17 protein-coding genes are annotated in these 19001 nt (G+C 66.2%); 10 read left to right on the forward strand and 7 right to left on the reverse strand.

The features are described 5' to 3' along the window. Positions 1-9 precede the first annotated feature (9 nt). The 4 genes from ACT89O_RS11120 to ACT89O_RS11135 all read left to right on the forward strand — a co-directional run bounded on the left by ACT89O_RS11120 (position 10) and on the right by ACT89O_RS11135 (position 3459). The gene (locus ACT89O_RS11120) at positions 10-630 is read left to right on the forward strand and encodes a LysE family translocator (protein ID WP_121506701.1); all 621 of its coding nucleotides are present in this window, start codon (positions 10-12) and stop codon (positions 628-630) included. Between the two features lie 64 nt (positions 631-694). Next, positions 695-940: a hypothetical protein gene (locus ACT89O_RS11125; RefSeq protein WP_228894877.1), complete on the forward strand. Its 246-nt coding sequence runs from the start codon at positions 695-697 to the stop codon at positions 938-940. Positions 941-998: 58 nt separating this feature from the next. After that, the gene (gene tadA / locus ACT89O_RS11130; RefSeq protein WP_487262659.1) at positions 999-2390 is read left to right on the forward strand and encodes a tRNA adenosine(34) deaminase TadA; all 1392 of its coding nucleotides are present in this window, start codon (positions 999-1001) and stop codon (positions 2388-2390) included. Between the two features lie 85 nt (positions 2391-2475). Continuing rightward, a complete protein-coding gene (locus ACT89O_RS11135; RefSeq protein WP_487262660.1) occupies positions 2476-3459 on the forward strand; it encodes an LD-carboxypeptidase in 984 nt (327 codons plus the stop codon). A gap of 66 nt (positions 3460-3525) precedes the next feature. Here the strand turns inward: ACT89O_RS11135 and ACT89O_RS11140 are convergent, their stop codons facing one another. Beyond that, a complete protein-coding gene (locus ACT89O_RS11140; protein ID WP_121419827.1) occupies positions 3526-3879 on the reverse strand; it encodes a hypothetical protein in 354 nt (117 codons plus the stop codon). 332 nt (positions 3880-4211) lie between these two features. Here ACT89O_RS11140 and ACT89O_RS11145 point away from each other — a divergent pair, with 332 nt between their 5' ends. From ACT89O_RS11145 to ACT89O_RS11160, 4 genes are all read left to right on the forward strand, one after another. Continuing rightward, positions 4212-5141, forward strand: a complete 930-nt coding sequence (locus tag ACT89O_RS11145) for an adenylate/guanylate cyclase domain-containing protein (RefSeq protein WP_199727006.1) — start codon at positions 4212-4214, stop codon at positions 5139-5141. A 118-nt stretch (positions 5142-5259) separates the two neighbouring features. Beyond that, a complete protein-coding gene (locus tag ACT89O_RS11150; protein ID WP_487262662.1) occupies positions 5260-7824 on the forward strand; it encodes a penicillin acylase family protein in 2565 nt (854 codons plus the stop codon). A gap of 23 nt (positions 7825-7847) precedes the next feature. After that, positions 7848-8918 (forward strand): asparaginase, encoded by a 1071-nt coding sequence (locus ACT89O_RS11155; RefSeq protein ID WP_487262663.1) that lies wholly within the window; start codon positions 7848-7850, stop codon positions 8916-8918. Further along, entirely contained in the window at positions 8866-9123 is a 258-nt protein-coding gene (locus ACT89O_RS11160; protein WP_487262664.1) for an asparaginase, read from the forward strand. Before ACT89O_RS11155 ends, ACT89O_RS11160 begins: the two co-directional genes overlap by 53 nt. Positions 9124-9193: 70 nt before the next feature. On the opposite strand, the gene ACT89O_RS11165 is transcribed toward ACT89O_RS11160, so the two are convergent. Next, on the reverse strand, positions 9194-9820 hold the full coding sequence (locus tag ACT89O_RS11165; protein WP_487262846.1) for a hypothetical protein: 627 nt from the start codon (positions 9818-9820) through the stop codon (positions 9194-9196). 221 nt (positions 9821-10041) lie between these two features. Between ACT89O_RS11165 and ACT89O_RS11170 the strand changes: the two genes are divergently transcribed. After that, on the forward strand, positions 10042-10773 hold the full coding sequence (locus ACT89O_RS11170; protein WP_055393843.1) for a hypothetical protein: 732 nt from the start codon (positions 10042-10044) through the stop codon (positions 10771-10773). Positions 10774-10988: 215 nt separating this feature from the next. Here ACT89O_RS11170 and ACT89O_RS11175 read toward each other — a convergent pair whose 3' ends face one another. The 5 genes from ACT89O_RS11175 to ACT89O_RS11195 all read right to left on the reverse strand — a co-directional run bounded on the left by ACT89O_RS11175 (position 10989) and on the right by ACT89O_RS11195 (position 16668). Further along, positions 10989-12263 (reverse strand): acyl-CoA dehydrogenase family protein, encoded by a 1275-nt coding sequence (locus ACT89O_RS11175; RefSeq protein WP_055393845.1) that lies wholly within the window; start codon positions 12261-12263, stop codon positions 10989-10991. A gap of 54 nt (positions 12264-12317) precedes the next feature. Then, positions 12318-13403, reverse strand: coding sequence for a phosphotransferase (locus tag ACT89O_RS11180; RefSeq protein WP_487262665.1), 1086 nt, complete (start codon positions 13401-13403; stop codon positions 12318-12320). 35 nt (positions 13404-13438) lie between these two features. After that, positions 13439-14158 carry a Crp/Fnr family transcriptional regulator gene (locus ACT89O_RS11185; protein ID WP_055393849.1) on the reverse strand — a complete coding sequence of 240 codons (720 nt, stop codon included), beginning with the start codon at positions 14156-14158 and terminating at the stop codon, positions 13439-13441. A gap of 164 nt (positions 14159-14322) precedes the next feature. Continuing rightward, entirely contained in the window at positions 14323-15102 is a 780-nt protein-coding gene (locus ACT89O_RS11190; protein ID WP_487262666.1) for an oxepin-CoA hydrolase, alternative type, read from the reverse strand. A gap of 42 nt (positions 15103-15144) precedes the next feature. Further along, positions 15145-16668 (reverse strand): 3-hydroxyacyl-CoA dehydrogenase, encoded by a 1524-nt coding sequence (locus ACT89O_RS11195; RefSeq protein ID WP_121419833.1) that lies wholly within the window; start codon positions 16666-16668, stop codon positions 15145-15147. Positions 16669-16740: 72 nt separating this feature from the next. Between ACT89O_RS11195 and ACT89O_RS11200 the strand changes: the two genes are divergently transcribed. After that, positions 16741-18963, forward strand: a complete 2223-nt coding sequence (locus ACT89O_RS11200; protein WP_487262667.1) for a hypothetical protein — start codon at positions 16741-16743, stop codon at positions 18961-18963. Positions 18964-19001: the final 38 nt, after the last annotated feature.

Raw genomic sequence — 19001 nt, forward strand, 5'->3', positions numbered from 1 at the left:
GGTGCTGCGATGGAACTGAAAATATGGCTCGTCTACCTGTTGGCGGTCATCGGGCTGTCCTTGACCCCGGGGCCCAACAGCCTGCTGGTGCTGGCCCATGGCGCGCTGCATGGGCGCGTGCGCACGCTGTGGACCATTGCGGGCGGGGCGGTGGGCTTTGTGAGCCTGATCGGGCTGTCCATGCTCGGCATCGGCGCGCTGCTGCAGTCGTCGGCCCACGCGCTCACGGTGATGAAATGGGTGGGCGGGGCGTATCTGGTGTGGCTGGGCATCCAGCTGTGGCGGGCGCCGGCCATGCAGGTGCAGGCCTTGCCCCGTGCTGCGGGACCGGCATCGGTGACGGGCGGCAGGATGTTTCGCCAAGGGCTGCTGGCAGCCATTTCTAACCCCAAGGTGCTGCTGTTCTATGGGGCCTTCCTGCCGCAGTTCATCGCGCCGGGGCGCGACCTGTGGGTGCAGTTCGTGATCATGGCGGGCACCTTCGCGGCGGTCGAATGCCTGGTCGAATTCGGCCTGGCGAGCCTGGCGCACCGCATCCGGCCCTGGTTGCAGCGCACGGGCCGCAAGTTCAACCGTGCCTGCGGCGGGTTGTTCGGCCTGATGGGGGCGGCGCTGCCCATGACGCACTGACTGAAGGCAGGGAAGGCCTTGCCCGGTTTACAGTGCAGTCCTGCACAGCATAGGGAGCACAGGCATGCGGGGATTGTTTGGTTTGGTGGGGCTGGTTGTGGTGCTGGCCATCGTGGGCCTGTTGGCCAAGAAGCAGTTGTCGGCCACGCGCGCCCCGGTGCCCGCGCTGCAGACGGCGCCCAGGGCTGACCCTGCGTCGGCACCGCCTGTCACCGTGCGCGACCAGAGTCAGCAGATCCAGCAGCAGGTCAAGCAACAGGTGGAAGGCCTGATGCAGCAAGCCCGGCCCATGCCCGACGAAGAAAAATAAGCCAAATTGGCCCCTGGCGCCTGTATATCAAGCGCTAGTAGCTATCATTTAAATAGCAATGACCCTTGACCAAGATTTGCACTGGATGCGCCTGGCCCTGGCCGAGGCGCAGGCAGCCGCGCAAGCGGGTGAGGTGCCTGTGGGCGCCATCGTGGTCAAGGACGGCCAGGTCATCGCCACGGGCCGCAATGCCCCCGTGGAGGGCCACGACCCCACGGCCCACGCCGAGATCGTGGCCCTGCGCGCGGCGGCGCAGCGGCTGGGTAACTACCGGCTCGACGGCTGCAGCCTCTACGTCACGCTGGAGCCTTGTGCCATGTGCAGCGGCGCCATGCTGCATGCGCGGCTGGCGCGGGTGGTGTACGGTGCGGCAGATCCCAAAACAGGCGCGGCCGGTTCGGTGCTCAACCTGTTCGGGCATCCCGAGATCAACCACCAGACCCAGGTGCGAGGCGGGGTGCTGCCCGAAGAATGTGGCGGTCTGCTCAGCGGCTTTTTCCGCCAGCGCCGCCATCAGCAACGCACCGAGGCACTGGCCCGCCATCCGTTGCGGGACGACGCTTTGCGCACGCCCGATGCGGCGTTTGCCAACGTGCCCGGCTACCCCTGGGCGCCTCACTACATCAGCGACCTGCCCAGCCTGGCGGGCCTGCGTTTGCACACCCTCGACGAAGGTCCTCGCGATGCGCCCCGCACTTGGCTGTGCCTGCATGGCAACCCGGCCTGGAGCTACCTGTACCGGCGCATGCTGCCCACCTTTCTGGCTGCAGGCGACCGCGTGGTGGCGCCCGACCTGCTTGGCTTTGGGAAAAGCGACAAGCCCAAGAAAGAGGGCGCCCACCAGTTCGAATGGCACCGCCAGGTGCTGCTGGAGCTGGTGGAGCGGCTCGATCTGTGCAACGTGGTGCTGGTGGTGCAGGACTGGGGCGGCATCCTGGGCCTGACGCTGCCCATGGCCATGCCGGATCGTTTTGACGGCCTGCTGGTGATGAACACCCTGCTGGCCACGGGCGATGCGCCACTGCCTGCTGGGTTTGTCGACTGGCGTGCCATGTGCCGCGACAAGCCGCTGTATGGAGTAGGGCGCCTGCTGGCGCGTGGCAATCCGCATCTGACGGCGGCAGAGTGCGCTGCGTACGATGCTCCGTTCCCGGACAAAGGCTACCGCGCCGCGTTGCGGGCCTTTCCAGAACGCGTGCCCGCTGCTGCGGGTGACCCTGGCGCCGCCGTGTCGCGCGCGGCCCGCGATTTTTGGCAGCACCAGTGGCAGGGCCGCAGCCTGATGGTGGTGGGAGCGCAGGACCCGGTGCTGGGCCTGTCCTCCATGCGGGCGCTGCAGCAGTGCATCGAAGGGTGCCCCGAGCCCATCGTGCTGCCCCATGCCGGCCACTTTGTGCAGGAGCATGGCGAGGCCATTGCCGCACAGGCTGTGGAATACTTCGCGCACTGACTTGTCCGCTGGCGCCGCCTGACTGCATGTGGCGCCCGGCATTCCCCCTGTTTACGGAGCAGGCCCCTCGGCGGGTCTGAGCGCTTTGCACGACCACCATCACGACCCTTTCCATTGCGACCACGACCACGGTCCCAAGCACATCTACATCTACTCGCCCTCCAGCGCCGTGCGCGACAAGGTCGCCTTCAAGCGCGGCATTGCCCGGCTCAAGGCCCTGGGCCATGAGGTGGAGGTGGATGAGGACGCGCTGGCCACCCACACCCGCTTTGCGGGCGACGACGAAACCCGGTTGGCCGCCATCCACCGTGCAGCGGCCAGCGGCGCCGATGTGGCGCTGATCTCGCGCGGGGGCTACGGCCTGTCGCGCATCCTGCCGGGCATCCGCTACAAGGCGGTGGCCAAGGCGATTGAAAAGGGCATGCACTTTGTGGGCGTGAGCGATTTCACCGCCTTCCAGCTGGCCGTGTTGGCCAAGACGGGGGCCACCACCTGGGCGGGGCCATCGCTGGGGGCTGACTTTGGTGTGGCGGGCGAGCCCGACGACATCATGGAAGCCTGCTTTGACGACCTGCTGACCGGCCACGGCGAAGGCACAGGCTGGCGCATGAACAAAGAGCAGCCCAACGCCGCCACGGGCAAGCCCGCTGTACCCAATGTCTATGTGAAAAGCGCCACGCTGTGGGGTGGCAACCTGGCGGTGCTGGCATCGCTGGTGGGCACGCCGTATTTCCCGCAGGTCAAGGGCGGCGTGCTGTTCATCGAAGACGTGCACGAGCACCCCTACCGCATCGAACGCATGCTGACCCAGCTGCTGCACGCCGGTGTGCTGGCCCAGCAGAAGGCTGTGGTGCTGGGGCAGTTCACCAACTTCAAGCTGGCACCGCATGACAAGGGCTACAAGCTGCAGTCGGTGGTGGACTGGCTGCGCACCCAGATCAAGGCGCCGGTGCTGACCAACCTGCCGTTCGGGCATGTTGAAACGAAGGTGCTGCTGCCCGTGGGCGCGACGGTGTCGCTGTCGGTGGAAGAGCGCGATGCGCTGATCTACTGGGGGCACCAGCACTGACGCGGTGAGGCCTTTACCCGCATGACACCGCCACAACGGCGGTTCGCCACGCGCGCGTGGTGCGCGTCAGGAGGGGGTGTGAGGGGCGGCCTGTGCTGGGCGCAGGGCGCGTGGGAGCTGCCCCTGGAACAGCTGGGTGACCTGGTCGATCACGCCCCGGGCACCGTGCTCACCCTGCAGCGGCACCAGTGTGCTGAAGAGGTCGGTGCGCAGGTACCACAGCGCCTCGATGTCGCCGGCATAACGCAGCCGCATGTTCATGCGCGCCACGTCGGAGCCGGTCATGCCGACCAGGCTCTGCAGCATGGCCCGGCGCACTTCTTCCAGCCCCTGGTTGCGCACCCATGCCGTGGACGACGGCTTGTCACGGCCCAGCAGGTCGTGAAGGTTGTTGCGGAGTGTCGGCTTGTTCCAGCGCATGGCGGGGTGAGGGCGGGCTTTTTGTAACAGGGACGGCCAAAGTAAGCGGGAGCGAGGTGCAGCGCAAGGGGCGTGCTCCTGTTTTTGCATAAAGACAACAACTTGCCCCGGCTTGTTGCGAATTTTTACGTGTTGGTGGATTTTCAGGCGACCGGGGTTGCGCCTCCCTTTCGCGACGCTGACGATGTGCGGAGTCGTTGTGGTGAACGTTGCAACCGCGCCTTTCGCTGCGGCGGCGGCCTCAGGCAACACTTGTTGGCGCTTTGAAGGGTGCGCAGCTAGGGCGCTTGCACTAAACTGATTCACATGATGTTACCAACGGGCCTGCGTTCATGAGTGTGTTGTCGACGATGGTCTTTGCGGACATCTCAGGCAGCACTGCCTTGTATGAAGCGCTGGGCAACGAACGCGCTACCGAGGCCGTGACGCAGGTCACCCAGTGGATTGGTGACACCATCGAGGCCCACGGCGGCCGGGTGGTCAAGAAGCTCGGGGATGGGGTGCTGGGGGTCTTTGGCGATGCCTCCAGTGCGGTGTCTGCTATGGCCACCATGCTGCGCCAGCACAAGGTCCGCCTGGACCGCTGGCCCCACCCCTTGCGCATGGAGATCCGCGTGGGCGTGGCCAGCGGCGAAGTGGTGGATGTGGATGGCGATTGTTATGGCGACGCCGTCAACGTGGCTTCCCGGCTGTGCGAACGGGCCGGGCCCGCTGAAATCTGGGCTACCGAAACCACCGTGCTGCTTGCGGGCACGGCCCCCGATGTCTGGTACCGCAAGCTGGGCATGATGGACATTCGGGGCAAGGCCGAGTTGCTCATGCTCTACCACGTCGAATGGCGTGAGGACGAAGCGCCCGATTCCCTCACCATGCAGGCGGCACTGGTCAGCAACTTTGCACCGGTCGATTCCATCCTGGGGCAGATCCAGTTCTCCTGGCATGGGGTGGACCGCACCTTCACCTCGTCGGATGCCCCGGTCATGGTGGGGCGGGCCGAGCATGCCCAGCTGCGCATCAACGACCCGCGCGTGTCGCGCCTGCATGCGCGCATCGACTGGCGCAACAGCGGGTTCGTGCTGACCGACATGAGCAGCTTTGGAACCTGGGTGCGGTTCGAGGGCAGCGACTCGCCCGTGCGCCTGCGGCGCGATGCCTGCATCCTGCATGGCGCGGGGCACATTGCGCTGGGCGTGTCGTTTAACGAGCCCAGTGCGCCGGTCATGAGCTTTCATGTGGCGGGCGGCAGTGTGCACTTGAGCTGACACACGCAGAGCTGGCGGCTCCTTCTGCATTGCGGTGTGGCCGCAGCGCGGGCGCGGAGCCACCATGGCTTTGCGTGCACAACATCAACAACAAGACCAACGGCAGGAGACAAGAAACATGGCATGGATGAAGCGGACAGCCCTCGGGCTGGTGGCAGTGGCGCTGCTGGCAGGCGCGGGCGCGGCGGTGTATGTGCAGCGCAGCTTTGCACAACTCGATGGTTCCCTGGCTGTGGCGGGGCTCAGCGAAGCAGTACAGGTGCGGCGCGATGGCGCCGATGTCACCCACATCCAGGCTCAGACCCCGCAGGATGCCTGGTTTGCAATGGGCTATGTACATGCGCAGGAACGCACCTGGCAGTTGGAATTCAACCGCCGGGTCATGCACGGCCAGCTGTCCGAGGTTTTTGGCCCTGCCACGGTCGAGACCGACAAGCTCATGCGCAGCCTGGACATCATGGGTGTGGCCCGGCGGCAGTACGCTGGGCTGCCGCTGTATGCCCAGGAGGCCTTGCAGGCCTACAGCAAGGGCATCCATGCCTTCCACCAGAAACGTCCCCAGGCCTTGCCACCGGAGTTTCTGGTGCTGGGCGTGCAACCCGGAGGCGCCGCAGGCGCGGTGTGGGAGCCCGAGGACAGCGTGGGCTGGGCGCTGATGATGGCGCTGGACCTGGGTGGCAATTGGGGCACCGAGTTCGCACGCCTGTCGGTGGCGCGCACGCTGGACACCGACCGGCTGTGGCAACTGATGCCACCCTATCCGGGGGAGCCGCCCGCTGCGTCCGCAGACCTGGCGGCGCTGTATCGCCAGCTGGGGGTTTATCGTGCACCTGCCGCCGGTGCTGCAGCGGCTGCTGTGGCGCCAGCCAACCGCGAAGGTCCGTTGTCCCGGCAGATCAGCGCTGGCATGCTGGCCTGGGCCGACGAACTGACCCGCAACGCAGGCACCAACGAGGGCAAGGGTAGCAACAACTGGGTGATTGCGGGCACCCGCACCGTGAGCGGCAAGCCGCTGCTGGCCAACGACCCGCACCTGGGCCTGTCGGCCCCCGCCATCTGGTACTTTGCGAGCCTGCAGGCCCCTACGGGCAAGGCGTCTGACGGCACACCCTTGGGCCCGATTGATGCGGTAGGCGCCACCTTGCCGGGCTTGCCCTTTGTGGTGCTGGGCCGTACCGACAAGGTCGCCTGGGGCTTCACCAACACCGGCCCCGATGTGCAGGACTTGTATCTCGAGCAGATCAACCCCGCCGACGCCACGCAGTACCGCACGCCCGACGGATGGGCTCCGTTCACGGTGCGCAACGAAACCATCCGCGTCAAGGGCGAGGCCGACCTTTTGCTGCAGCTGCGCAGCACGCGTCATGGCCCCGTGCTGAGCGACGTTCAGAAGTCGCACGCCGAGGTGCTGGACCTGGGCAAATATGTGATCGCGTTGCGCTGGAGCGCGCTGGACGATGACAACCAGACCGTGCTGGCGGGCTTCAAGACCAACCAGTCCAAGAGCGTGGATGAGCTCTTTGCGGGGCTGGCGTACTACCACTCGCCGATGCAAAGCGTGGTGGCTGCGGACGACCAGGGCAACATCCGCTTCAAGGCCGCAGGCCGTGTGCCGCTGCGCGATGCCGCCAACGACATTCGGGGCGTGGCGCCTTCGCCGGGCTGGGACGCTCGCTACGACTGGAAGGGCTGGCTGCCGTATGAGCAAACCCCGCAGGACGACGGTATCAGCGGAGGGGCGGGCGTCCAGGGCGCCCGGGGCTGGATCGCCACGGCCAACCAGCGCGTGACGGCGCCAGGCTACCCCCACTTTCTGACGCAGGACTGGGCCTTGCCCTACCGCTACGAACGCATTGCGCAGCTCATCGAGGCCACGCCCAAGCACGACGCGGCCAGCATGCAGGCCATCCACCGCGACGTGACCTCGCTCGCCACGCGGCGCCTGCTGCCGCACCTGCAGCAGGCGCAGTCCACGCACCCGCGGGCCGCCGCTGCGCAGAAAGAGCTGCAGGGCTTTGACGGCGTGATGGACGCGGGCCGAGCCGCGCCGCTGATCTTTGTGGCCTGGACGGACGAACTGGCACGCGGCCTCATCATTCCGCGCATTGGCGAAGACCGGTTCACCGCTACGTATGGCAAGCGCGACTACCGCGCGGCCATCGAAGGCATTCTGGAGCGCAACGACACCTGGTGGTGCCAGCCCGCATCGTGTGCCGAACAATCTGCCGCCGCCCTGGGCCGCGCGCTCGACCGCCTGCAGGCTGCGTATGGCGCAGACCCGGCCCAGTGGCGCTGGGGCGCGGCGCACCCGGCGCTCAGCGCGCACCGGCCCTTCGGCAACGTGCCCGCATTCGCGCGTTTCTTCGATGTGAGCGTGCCTTCGCACGGCGATTCGTACACCGTGAACGTGGGCCAGTACAACGCGGGCGAAGCCTCTGGCCCGTACGTGAACCGCCACGCCGCCTCGCTGCGCGCGGTGTACGACCTGGCCGATCTGGAACAGTCACGCTTCATCTACCAAACCGGTCAGAGCGGGCTGGTGTTCTCGCCGCGCTACCGCGACATGAGCTCCACCTGGGCCGAGACCGGCTATCGCGCGCTGCAGCGCCAGCCCGCGCGCTGGATGCACGAGCTCACACTCACGCCTTCCACTGCCGCCAGCAACGCCGCTGCTGCGCAGTGATGCAGGCTGCAAGAAAGCACACCATGGGTTTTGTACCGTTGATCGAAGTCAACCGCGGCGGACTGGTCGAGTGCCAGCACTGGGGCGCAGTGGCCGTGGCCGACCGCGACGGCAGGGTATCGGCCCAGGTGGGTGACCCGTACACCGTCACTTTCACCCGCTCCACCATCAAGGCGTTCCAGGCGCTGCCTTTCATGCAGTCGGGCGGAGCCCGCGCGCTGGGCTGGGGGCAGGGCGAGCTGGCGCTGCTGTGCGCCAGCCACAACGGCGAGCCCATGCATGTGGCGCAGGCCGAGCGCATGCTGGCCAGCGTGGGCAAGGACTACCACGCGCTGCGCTGCGGGTGCCACCGGCCGCTGTTTGCCGAGCTGGGGCTCGCCTCGCTGCCACAAGGTTTTGTGCCAGACGAACGCCACAACAACTGCAGCGGCAAACACGCGGGCTTTGTCGCGCACTGCGTGCAACAAGGCTTGCCGCTGGACGATCACCTCGACCCAGCGCATCCGCTGCAGGTGGCCATTCGCGACCACGTTGCGCAAGCGGTGGGGCTGGCACCAGAACAGCTGGCCATGGGCATTGACGGCTGCTCGGCGCCCAACTACGCCATGCCGCTGGCCAGCCTGGCCCGGGGCTACGCTCGCTTGGCCGGTGGTGCACCGGACACGGACCTGGACCAGAGCCTTACCGAACTGGCCGATGCCATGGTCGCCCGGCCCGAGCTGGGCTCGGGCACCGGCCGGCACGACCTGGATTTCATGCGTGTGGGTGAGGGCGACTGGGTGTTGAGAACGTATTCACGACCTTTTCCGGGCCGCGCAAGTGCCTTGCCGGGATGGGCTGCTAGGCGCGGTGCGCAGTGGATAGCCCGGCTATCCACAAGCGCCGCAACGCTGCAGACCGCCCGGCAAGGCACTTGCCCGAAGGGTTGGAGTGAAATCGGGCGATTGGACGCCCCGGCTGCTTGCATGGGCATGAGCCCATGCGGCGCAGTCGAGGCATCCACTCATCCCGATTGCGCCCCAACGCGGCCCGGAAAAGGTCGTGAATACGTTCTGGACCGGCGCCGACGGCGTGCAGGTGGTGGGCAGCCGTAGCCGGGGCGAGGCCTTCGGGCTCAAGGTCATGGACGGCAACATGGTGGCGCAGGTGGCCGCCGCAGTGGAGGTCATGGACCAGCTCGGCTGGCTCGACGCCCGGCAGCGCGAGGCACTGGCGCCGCGCCGGTCGGGCCGTATCCTCAATGCCCGGGGCCTGGAGGTCGGCGGGCGCAGGGCCGTGTTCCAGCTGCGGCCTGTCTGAACCGGGAAGCCTGACGCCGCGCGGCGGCAGGCCGGATTCGAAAAATCAAGTAAAAAATGGCCCTAGCGCTTTATGGGTAAGCGCTAGCAGCTATAAAAAAAGTAGCAAATGACTCTGTGTCCGGCAGCACATACACCACGCCGCGTGCCTGGCCGAACACAGGCGCGATGAACTGGTTGTAGAACGCCTCGGGTGCGTTCACGCAGCCGTAGCTGATGCGTTTGTCGCTCACGCCCCGGCTTGCCAGGCGTTGCTGGCGGCGCTCAGCGGCATGAACGCTGCGCACGCGGTGCAGCGAGACGGCGGATTCATAGTCGATCCACACAATGTCGTCGCCGCGCAGGTTTCGCCCGGGTTCTGTCACGAACCGGCCAGCGGGCGTGGTGCGCTCCTCCGGGCGGATCTGTGACAGTGGCCGCTGCCCAATGTCCGGCGCAGACCGGTCGCCCAGCGCCGCGCCCAGCAGCACCGGAGCACTGCTCAGCCACTGCCCCTGGGCCGAGAACAAATGGATGCGGGCGGCGGGCTTGTCGATCACGGCAAAAGGCAGACCCTGGTGGTCGCCGGTTTCGGTGGCCCAGCGCACCAGCTGGCGGGCCGTGGCCGAGGTGTCCCTGGGCAATTCCGCTGCGGCCGCAGGCAAGGTCCCCAGTACACCCGCAGCAGCCATGGCGGTCAGGGCAAAACGGCGGTTCATAGTCAAAAGTGGCATGTCGTTCATCCAAGCGCCGTACCAGGCCCCCACCTGCCGAAACTGGCGCGCCCCAGGCCAGTGCACCCGTGGATCTGGCTTTGCCAGTCCACCGGGTGCGTCCCCCTCAGGGGGAAGGCGCCGCAGGCGACTCAGGGGGAATTTCAATTTTCGCCCAATAATGCCTGTACCCGCGACTCTTGCGAAGCCTTGCGCTTCGGCCTCTCATGTTTGACCGCCTCCGCAAAGCATTCGGTACTTCCGGCTCCCCGGGTTCGGACCTGGGCCGGCCTGCCACCAACCGGGACGTGGCCCGCTGGGCTGCGAAACAGCAGCTGGCCATCGTTGCACATTCCACCGAGGGGCATTTCGATCTGGGCGGTGACATCCACGGCCACCCGTGGCGGCTGGAATGCGGCGCACCCACACGCGACTATGTGACGGGCCTGGAGCTGCGCGGGCGCGCCGACGTGGGCGCCGACCCCGATGCCGCCGTGATGGTGATCAACCGTCCCTTGCAGGAAATTCTGGAAGGCACGGCCTACACCGCCATCACCGATACGCTGCAGACCGCGGTGAGCAGCAGCCTGCCCGAAGAAATGCGCTGGTTGTCCATGTACGAGGAAATGGCCTGGCCCGGCCTGCCCGTGTCATTCCGCGAGCACTTCGCGGTGGTGGCAGAGCGCATTGAGCTGGCCCAGCGCTGGATCCATGCGCCCGTGGTCTCACAGCTGCTCAATGCCGTGGAGGGGGAAGGGGGCTCCGAACGGGCGAAATCGCCCATGGTGCTGATGCTGGCGCGTGGCAAGGTCTACCTGCGCATGGAACACACGCAGCGCAGCCTGGCCGAGATAGCGCATGCCAAGCAACTGCTGCTGGTGGCCGGGCAGGCGGCCCTGCAGAACCTGCCGCCCATGTCGGTGGCGGGGCCGGACGACGTGCCCAACATCACCCGGTAGCGTTCCAGCCAGCGCCTGCGCCAAAGAAAACGCACAACGGAGCGTGTGGCCCCGTTGTGCGTTCTGCAATATGTTCCCGCAGGTTATGACGCTGGCACGCTGCAAGCCAATGCCCTGCGCAAGGGTCGCCCAGCCGCGTTGGGTGCGGTTCCCTCCCGCGCGTAGTGCGAGAGAGGAGGGGGAAAGGCCCAAGGGGCCTCTGGGGGGATTTCCAGTCAGCTTCCACGGGTGACGGGCACGGCCGCATCACGGCCGTAGGTGCCGTACTTGCCCAGCTCCCACTTGGCAATGGCGTTGCGGTGCACCTCGTCCGGGCCGTCTGCAAAGCGCAGCGTGCGTGCACCGGCGTAGGCATAGGCCAGCGGGAAGTCATCGCTCATGCCGCCGCCGCCGTGCACCTGCATGGCCCAGTCAATCACCTGGCAGGCCATGCTGGGTGCCACGACCTTGATCATGGCGATCTCGGTCTTGGCGACCTTGTTGCCAGCCACATCCATCAGCCAGGCGGCCTTGAGCGTGAGCAGGCGCGCCATGTCGATCTTGCAGCGGGCTTCGGCAATGCGCTCTTGTGTCACGGTCTGCTGGGCCACGGTTTTGCCAAACGCCACGCGCGACGAAGCACGCTTGCACATCAGCTCCAGCGCGCGCTCGGCCAGGCCGATCAGGCGCATGCAGTGGTGGATGCGCCCGGGGCCGAGGCGGCCTTGAGCGATCTCGAAGCCACGGCCTTCCCCCAGCAGGATGTTGGAGACGGGCACGCGCACGTTCTCGAACGTCATCTCGACGTGGCCGTGGGGCGCATCGTCATAGCCCAGCACGTTCAGCGGGCGGACGATGGTGATGCCCTTGGCATCGGCGGGTACCAGCACCATGCTCTGCTGCGAATGGCGGGGTGCGTCGGGGTCTGTCTTGCCCATGGTGATGAACACCGCGCAGCGCGGGTCGGCCGCGCCGGAGATCCACCATTTGCGGCCATTGATCACGTACTCGTCGCCCTGGCGCTCGATGCGCGTCTCGATGTTGGTGGCGTCGCTCGATGCCACGTCGGGCTCGGTCATCGCAAAGGCCGAGCGGATCTTGCCGTCGAGCAGCGGCTTGAGCCAGCGGGCCTTGTTGGCATCGTCGCCGTAGCGGGCAATGGTCTCCATGTTGCCGGTGTCGGGTGCCGAGCAGTTGAACACCTCGCTGGCCCATGGCACGCGGCCCATGATTTCGGCCAGCGGTGCGTATTCCTGGTTGGTCAGGCCCGCGCCTTCGTAGCCCGAGGCGGCGGCGCTATCGACCGGCAGAAACAGGTTCCACAACCCGGCAGCCTGCGCCTTGGGCTTGAGGTTCTCGATGGTGTTCAGCGCGCTCCAGCGCTTGCCTGCGGCTGTGTTGGCGGCCAGTTCGTCTTTGTAGGCAGACTCGTTCGGATAGATGTGGTCATCCATGAACTGGAGCAGCTTGGCCTGCAGTTCCTTGGTTTTGGGCGAGTAGTCAAAGTCCATGGGTTTCTTCTCCGTTGGTAATCGAGGGGCGGCGCTTGTACTTGCGTCGTGTGTTTAGCCGCGCTGGGCAAACGACCAGGCCAGTTGGGCCATGGGCCGCGCGGTGTCGCCCGATGCCTTGGCCTGCGCGCTGGAGGCCGTGCCAGCCTCCACCCGCTTGGCAATGCCTTGCAGGATGGCCGCGATGCGGAACATGTTGTAGGCGAGGTAGAAGTTCCAGTCGGCACGCAGTGCCTCGGGCGTTGTGATGCCGGTGCGCTCGCAGTACAGGCGGATATAGGTGTCTTCGTCGGGGATGCCCAGCGCGGCCAGGTCCAGCCCTGCGATGCCGCGCCCGAGCGAGGCGGGGATGTGCCAGCTCATGCAGTGGTAGCTGAAGTCCGCCAGCGGATGGCCCAGCGTGGACAACTCCCAGTCGAGCACGGCAATCACGCGCGGCTCGGTGGGATGGAACATCAGGTTGTCCAGGCGGTAGTCGCCGTGCACGATGGACACATGGCCCTCGTCCCGCGCGCTGGCGGGCATGTTGGCGGGCAACCACTCCATGAGGCGGTCCATCTCTTCGATGGGCTGCGTGATAGACGCCACGTATTGCTTGCTCCAACGGCCGATCTGGCGGTCAAAGTAGTTGCCGGGCTTGCCATAGCTGGCCAGGCCCCGGTCTGCAAATTTCACCGTGTGCAGTGCGGCAATCACGCGGTTCATCTCGTTGTAGATGTCGCCGCGCTCGGCTGGCGTCATGTCGGGCAGAGATTGATCCCACAGCACGCGGCCCTGCATGCACTCCATCACGTAGAAGGCGCGGCCGATGACGGATTCGTCCTCGCACAGCACAAACATGCGGGGCACGGGAACGTCGGTGCCATACAGGCCGCTCATCACCGCAAACTCTCGCTCGATGGCGTGGGCAGAAGGCAGCAGTTTGGCCACGGGGCCAGGCTTGGCCCGCATCACGTAGCTGGCACCGGGCGTTATGAGCTTGTAGGTGGGGTTGGACTGCCCCCCTTTGAACATTTCCACGGTCAGGGGGCCTCCGAAGCCTTCCATGTTCCGTGCAAGCCACGCGGTCAGCGCTTCGGTATCAAAGGCGTGCTGATCGGAAACAGGACGGGTGCCGACGAAATGGTCAAAGTTGCTCATGGAGGAATGGGGGAGAGGTTCGGTCAGTCAACGAGTCAGTTGTCGGTTTCAGCAATGCGCATCAGGGCTTCGCGGTCACGCACCACCAGTCCGCCCGGCTCGATGCGAATGGCGTCCTCGCGCTCCATGGCCTTGAGTTCCTGGTTCACGCGTTGGCGCGATGCGCCCAAGAGCTGCGCCAGTTCTTCCTGCGCCAGTTGCAGGCTGATGCGCATCTCGCTGCCGTCCGACAGGCTGGGCACGCCGTAGCTGCGCACCAGATGCACAAGCTGCTTGGCCAGGCGCGAGCGCAAGGGCAGGGTGTTGAGGTCTTCCACCAGCCCGAACAGCTGGCGAATGCGCCGCGCATGCAGTCGCAGCATGGCTTCGTACAGCTCGGTGTGCACCGCCAGAATCTTGCGGAAATCGGCCTTGGCCACACACAGGATCGTGGTGTCGCCATGCGCGTAGGCGTCGTGTGTGCGCCGGTCCCCGTCGAAGATCGCCACGTCGCCGAACCAGATGCCCGGCTCCACATAGGTCAGCGTGATCTGCTTGCCCGAGATGGAGGTCGAGCTCACCCGCACCGCACCGCGCGCGCAGGCAATCCACTCCTCGGGCGGATCTCCGCGTGCGGCAATGAGGCCGCCGTCCTTGAAGCGTTTGACGTATGCACATCTGAGGATGTCGTGGCGTAGAGAAGGTGAGAGAGATGAAAACCAGCGACCTGAGTTGATCGCTTCACGTTCTTCGATAGTAAGAATCGGGTCGTCCATGGCCTGTCTTTTGGGTGACTAGAAACAGACCCATTGTCGCGTCAGGGACCTTCGTGCTGCGTCAGGGTTGTCACCTGCGTGTCTGCACGGTGGCCACCAAAAAGAAAACCCCCGGGCGCTGGAGTGCAGCGGGCCGGGGGCGGTCGGGTGGGTGTGTGCAGGTGCTATTCGTAGCGGGGCACGCGTTTCTCTAGGAAGGCAGAAATACCGGCCCCGCCGTTCGCATGGTGCAGGTTCTTCACGAAATGGTCGCGCTCATGGGCGAGGTGGTGTGTGAGCTGGGCATGGGGCGCTTCGTTGAGCAGCTCCTTGATGCTCGCGAGGGCATTGGGTGCGCGCGCATTGAGCTGCTCGGCCAGTGCCAGGGCGGTCTCCAGCGCGCTGCCGGTTTCTGCAATGCGGTTGACCACCCCGAGAGCGTGCAGGCGTTCTGCGCTGATGCGGTCACCACACATGAGGATCTCGGTTGCCACCTGGCGGGGCAGGGCGTGCGACAGGCTCCAGCTGGCGCCGCCATCGGGCGACAGGGCCACATTGCTGTAGGCCATCACAAACACGGCGTTGCGGGCCGCCACGATGAAGTCGCAGGCCAATGCCAATGAAAAGCCCGCACCGGCCGCCGCGCCTTCCACGGCTGCAATCACAGGCTTGGGGTAGGTGCGGATGGTCTCGATCCAGTTGTGCAGGCCTTCAATGCTCTGTGCCTGTACCTCGGGGGCTTCCTGGCGGTTGGCCAGCAGGCGCTGCAGGTTGCCGCCCGAGCAGAACATGCCATCGGCCCCCGTGATGACCACGCTGCGAATGTCAGGGCTGCTTTCGGCCACACCCAGCGCCTCCACGCCCGCTGCGTACATCACCGGGTCGATGGCGTTGCGCCGCTCAGGGTTGCTAAGGGTCAGGATCAGGGTCTGGCCCTGGCTGGTGCTCTGGAGTTCTGCGGGCATGGTGGCCTTGGTTGGGGAGCGGCTCTTGCTCTGTTCGCGCGATCAGGCTTCTTCGACGTGGGTCAGGCTCAGGCCGATGGCGCCGCGCCTGCGCAGCCAGGGGCTCGGGCGGTAGCGTGTGTCGCCGTACACGGTCTGCATGTTGAACAACACTTCGAGGATGTTGGTCGGCCCCCAGCGGTCGCCCATGGCCAGGGGCCCCAGGGGGTAACCCAGGCCCAGTGTCACAGCGGTTTCCAGATCCTTGGGGGAGCAGATGCCTTGCTGGCAGATGTCGCTGGCGATGTTGACGATGGTGGCCACCACACGCTGCGTGACAAAGCCGCCGCTGTCGCGGATCACGCTCACGGCCTTGCCGTCGCGGGCAAACAGCGCATGCGCTGCGTTGCGGATGTCCACGCGGGTGGCGGGGTTGGTGGCCAACACGCGGCGCTTGGTAGCGGCGTCGTCGATCAGCATGTCGATGCCGATGGTGCGCGCCGGGTCCAGGCGCTCCACGACCGCCACGGTGGTGATGTCAAACCCCAGCGGCGCGACCAGCGTGATGGCCTGGGGCGAGGGCGACTGGCCGGTTTCGATGGTGGCGCCCAGGTCCTTGAGCAGCTGGTACAGCTCCGCGCGGCGCGCGGCACGGGGCGAGACCCACACGGGGGGAATCTCAGCCACCACGGGCGGCGGCGCCTCTGCCGGTATCTGCGCCACGCCGTCCACGTAGCGGTAAAAGCCTTCGCCCACCTTCTTGCCCACCACGCCGCCTGCCAGGCGCTGCGCGGTGATCACACTGGGGCGAAAGCGCGGCTCGTCGTAGTACTGGCGGTAGATGGATTCCATCACCGGGTGGGAGACGTCCAGCGCCGTCAGGTCCATCAATTCAAAGGGGCCGAGCTTGAAGCCGACCTGGTCGCGCAGGATGCGGTCGATGGTGGCGAAGTCGGCCACGCCTTCGCCCACGATGCGCAGGGCCTCTGTGCCAAAGCCGCGCCCGGCGTGGTTCACGATGAAGCCGGGGGTGTCTTGTGCCTGAACGGGGGTGTGTCCCATTTCCCTCGCATACGTGGCCAGGGCGGTGCACACGGCTGCATCCGTCTTGAGCCCGGCAATCACTTCCACCACCTTCATGAGCGGCACGGGGTTGAAGAAGTGGAAACCTGCCAGGCGCTCGGGCCGCTGCAGGCCCGCGCCGATGGCGGTGACCGAGAGGGATGAGGTATTGGTGGCCAGCACCGCATCCGGGCGCACCACGGCTTCCAGTTCGGCGAACAGCGTCTTTTTCACATCCAGCCGCTCCACGATGGCTTCTACCACCAGGTCGCAGCCTGCCAGGTCGGCCACGACCTTGACGGGGTGCAGCCGCGCGGTCAGGTCACCGGCCTGCGCGGCATCGATGCGGCCCTTGGCCACCAGTTTGTTCCATTGCTCCTGGAGCGCCGCCTTGGCCGCATCGGCGGCGCCGGGGTTGGCATCAAGCAGAAAAACCTGGCTGCCAGCCTGTGCGGCGATTTGTGCAATGCCCCGACCCATGGCGCCGGTGCCCACGATAGCGATGTTGGGAAACTGAATTTTCATAGCGCCATTATGGCTCTGGCGTTGCGCGGGACTTATGTGCAAGAATGGGTTGCACCAAAAACAGAACATATTGTGAAAATCCGTAACGCCATTTTGGGGACCAGTCTGTGGGCGGTCGCTGCAGGCGCCTCGGCACTGTCCTTGGGCGGCAGCAGGGGCGTGGTGGTGTTGGGTGCCCCGGTAGATCTTTCCTTCGATATCCAGCCCGACCCAGGCACCGATCTGGCCTCTTCCTGCGTGACGGCCAAGCTGGTGGCCGGCGATACGGTGATTGGCGATGCCAAGGTGCGGGTAGTGCCATTGCCCGACATGCGGGGGCGGTCTCCGGCCGTGCGGGTGCAGGCCGCCATCGCGGTGGACGAACCGGTATTGATGGTCACCTTGTCGGCGGGGTGCACAGGCAAGGTCACGCGCACCTACACATTTTTTGCCGAGCTTCCATCCACGGTGGCACGGTCCGCATCGCCGGTCGACGTCTCGCGGCTACCTTCCCTTGCGGCCGGTGGGGTCGAAGCACCCCGTCCGGCCCAGGGTGCAGCAGGGCAGCGCGCTGCAGGGGCTGCCACTGCGCCTGTGGCGCCTTCTCCGATGGCATCGGTGCCCTTGTCTTCCGAAAACCGGCCCGAGCCCGTACCCAGCACCCCGTCGGTGGCCAAGCCCGCCGCGCGGACGGCCCCGGTACGGCCCCCAGAGCGTCCGGTGGCGCGCCCCCAGGCCAGCGCTGAAAAAAATAAGCTGCCTACAGCCCCCAAGCCTGCTGACCGGGCTCGCTTGGTCGTCGAGCCACTCGATCTCTGGGTAGACCGTCCGCTGGCACTGCGCACCTCGCCTGAACTGTTGGTGATGCCATCAGACCAGCCCTCGGCCCAGCGTGCCCAGGCTGCAGCGCTCTGGAAAGCGATGAATGCCCAGCCCGAGGATGTCAACCAGGAGGCTGACCGGCTCAAGGCCCTGGAATCCGACGTTGCTGCCCTGCGGGCGCAGGCCGCCCGCGACCGGGCCAGCGCAGCGCAATTGCAGCAACAGCTGGAGCAGGCAGAGAGCGAGAGATTTCCTGCCACGGTTGTCTACGCGCTGGGCGGGTTGCTGCTGCTGGCACTGTTGCTCGCTGTGTGGGCCTGGGGGCGGATGCGCAGCGCCTCCGAAAAGGCGGTGCGCGCATGGCGCGATTCGGTGGCTGCGCTGGGTGGCCGAGATGCCGTGGTCGAGCATGGGGCTGCGCTGGGCCTGCCCCCCGACCCCAGCGATCACTGGCTGCCGTCCGATGAGTCCGCCGAAGCCCGGGAACCTTCCCCGGGCTCAGCTGCTGCCCCGCTGGTACCTCCTTTTGTGGCCACGGCCCCTTTGCCCAGTGCCCCGGTCCCCCTGAAGGCGACCGTTCCCCCGCCAGCACCTGCCGCTGTAGTCACGCAGCAACCCGCGCTGCACATCGTCAGCCCGGAAGAGCTTTTCGACATCCAGCAACAGGCCGAGTTTTTTATCTCGGTGGGGGAACACCAGCAGGCCATCGAAGTGCTGAAAACGCACATCGCTGAGCGCGGTGCCACTTCGCCGCTGGCGTATCTGGAGCTTTTGCGGCTGTACCACACGCTGAGCCGGGTGGAGGAGTTCACGCAACTGCGTACGCAGTTCATGCAATCGTTCAACGCGCAGGTGCCGGAATTTGCCAGCTTCCATCGCACGGGCCGCATGCTGTATCACTACACCGATGCGCTCGCTGACATCGAGGCTGAATGGACGTCTCCGTCCGTGCTGCAGCTGCTCGAAAAGCTGCTGTTCCGGCAGAACGGTGTCGGTTCGGTCGAGCCCTTTGACCTTGCGGCTTACGACGACCTGCTGCTGTTGCTCTCCATTGCGCAGACCACGCCCGCAAGTGCCCGAGGGGAGCCTGCGCCCCGCAAGCGCACCACACCGCTCGCCGCACCTCGGGACGAAACCCAGGTGCAGCAAGCGCCAGCCCCGAAGGTGCCTGCGACAACGGCGGCATTACCGCAGGACTCGCGCGCGGCGAGCCTGGAGTTCGACTTTGACGGGATGCCTCCCGCTACAGGGCAGCCATCTCAGGCATCGGGTGTTGCAGCGCCCTCCGCACTGGATGGCGACACGCGCGGTGCGCCGCTGGATCTGGACCTCGACCTTGATCTGTCAGAGCCGCCCCACCTCACCCTGAGCGATCTGCCGGCCGTGCCGGTGACCGCGCCCCCGGCCGCGGGTCAGGCCGTCGGTTTTGGCATGGACAACGACCTGGTCGAACTGCGGCTGGAACTGGAGCAGAAGAAAGGCGACCGCAAATAGGCCGATAGGCAGACAGGCCGACAGGCCGACAGGCCGAC

Source organism: Acidovorax sp. NN32, from assembly GCF_057597245.1.

What these genes read in the sequence shown, in the direction of transcription:
- ACT89O_RS11120 (WP_121506701.1), top strand. Translation starts at nt 10, where the DNA reads ATGGAACTGAAAATATGGCTCGTCTACCTGTTGGCGGTCATCGGGCTG.
- ACT89O_RS11125 (WP_228894877.1), top strand. Translation starts at nt 695, where the DNA reads ATGCGGGGATTGTTTGGTTTGGTGGGGCTGGTTGTGGTGCTGGCCATC.
- tadA (WP_487262659.1), top strand. Translation starts at nt 999, where the DNA reads ATGACCCTTGACCAAGATTTGCACTGGATGCGCCTGGCCCTGGCCGAG.
- ACT89O_RS11140 (WP_121419827.1), bottom strand. Translation starts at nt 3,879, where the DNA reads ATGCGCTGGAACAAGCCGACACTCCGCAACAACCTTCACGACCTGCTG.
- ACT89O_RS11145 (WP_199727006.1), top strand. Translation starts at nt 4,212, where the DNA reads ATGAGTGTGTTGTCGACGATGGTCTTTGCGGACATCTCAGGCAGCACT.
- ACT89O_RS11150 (WP_487262662.1), top strand. Translation starts at nt 5,260, where the DNA reads ATGGCATGGATGAAGCGGACAGCCCTCGGGCTGGTGGCAGTGGCGCTG.
- ACT89O_RS11155 (WP_487262663.1), top strand. Translation starts at nt 7,848, where the DNA reads ATGGGTTTTGTACCGTTGATCGAAGTCAACCGCGGCGGACTGGTCGAG.
- ACT89O_RS11165 (WP_487262846.1), bottom strand. Translation starts at nt 9,820, where the DNA reads ATGAACCGCCGTTTTGCCCTGACCGCCATGGCTGCTGCGGGTGTACTG.
- ACT89O_RS11170 (WP_055393843.1), top strand. Translation starts at nt 10,042, where the DNA reads ATGTTTGACCGCCTCCGCAAAGCATTCGGTACTTCCGGCTCCCCGGGT.
- ACT89O_RS11175 (WP_055393845.1), bottom strand. Translation starts at nt 12,263, where the DNA reads ATGGACTTTGACTACTCGCCCAAAACCAAGGAACTGCAGGCCAAGCTG.
- ACT89O_RS11180 (WP_487262665.1), bottom strand. Translation starts at nt 13,403, where the DNA reads ATGAGCAACTTTGACCATTTCGTCGGCACCCGTCCTGTTTCCGATCAG.
- ACT89O_RS11185 (WP_055393849.1), bottom strand. Translation starts at nt 14,158, where the DNA reads ATGGACGACCCGATTCTTACTATCGAAGAACGTGAAGCGATCAACTCA.
- ACT89O_RS11190 (WP_487262666.1), bottom strand. Translation starts at nt 15,102, where the DNA reads ATGCCCGCAGAACTCCAGAGCACCAGCCAGGGCCAGACCCTGATCCTG.
- ACT89O_RS11195 (WP_121419833.1), bottom strand. Translation starts at nt 16,668, where the DNA reads ATGAAAATTCAGTTTCCCAACATCGCTATCGTGGGCACCGGCGCCATG.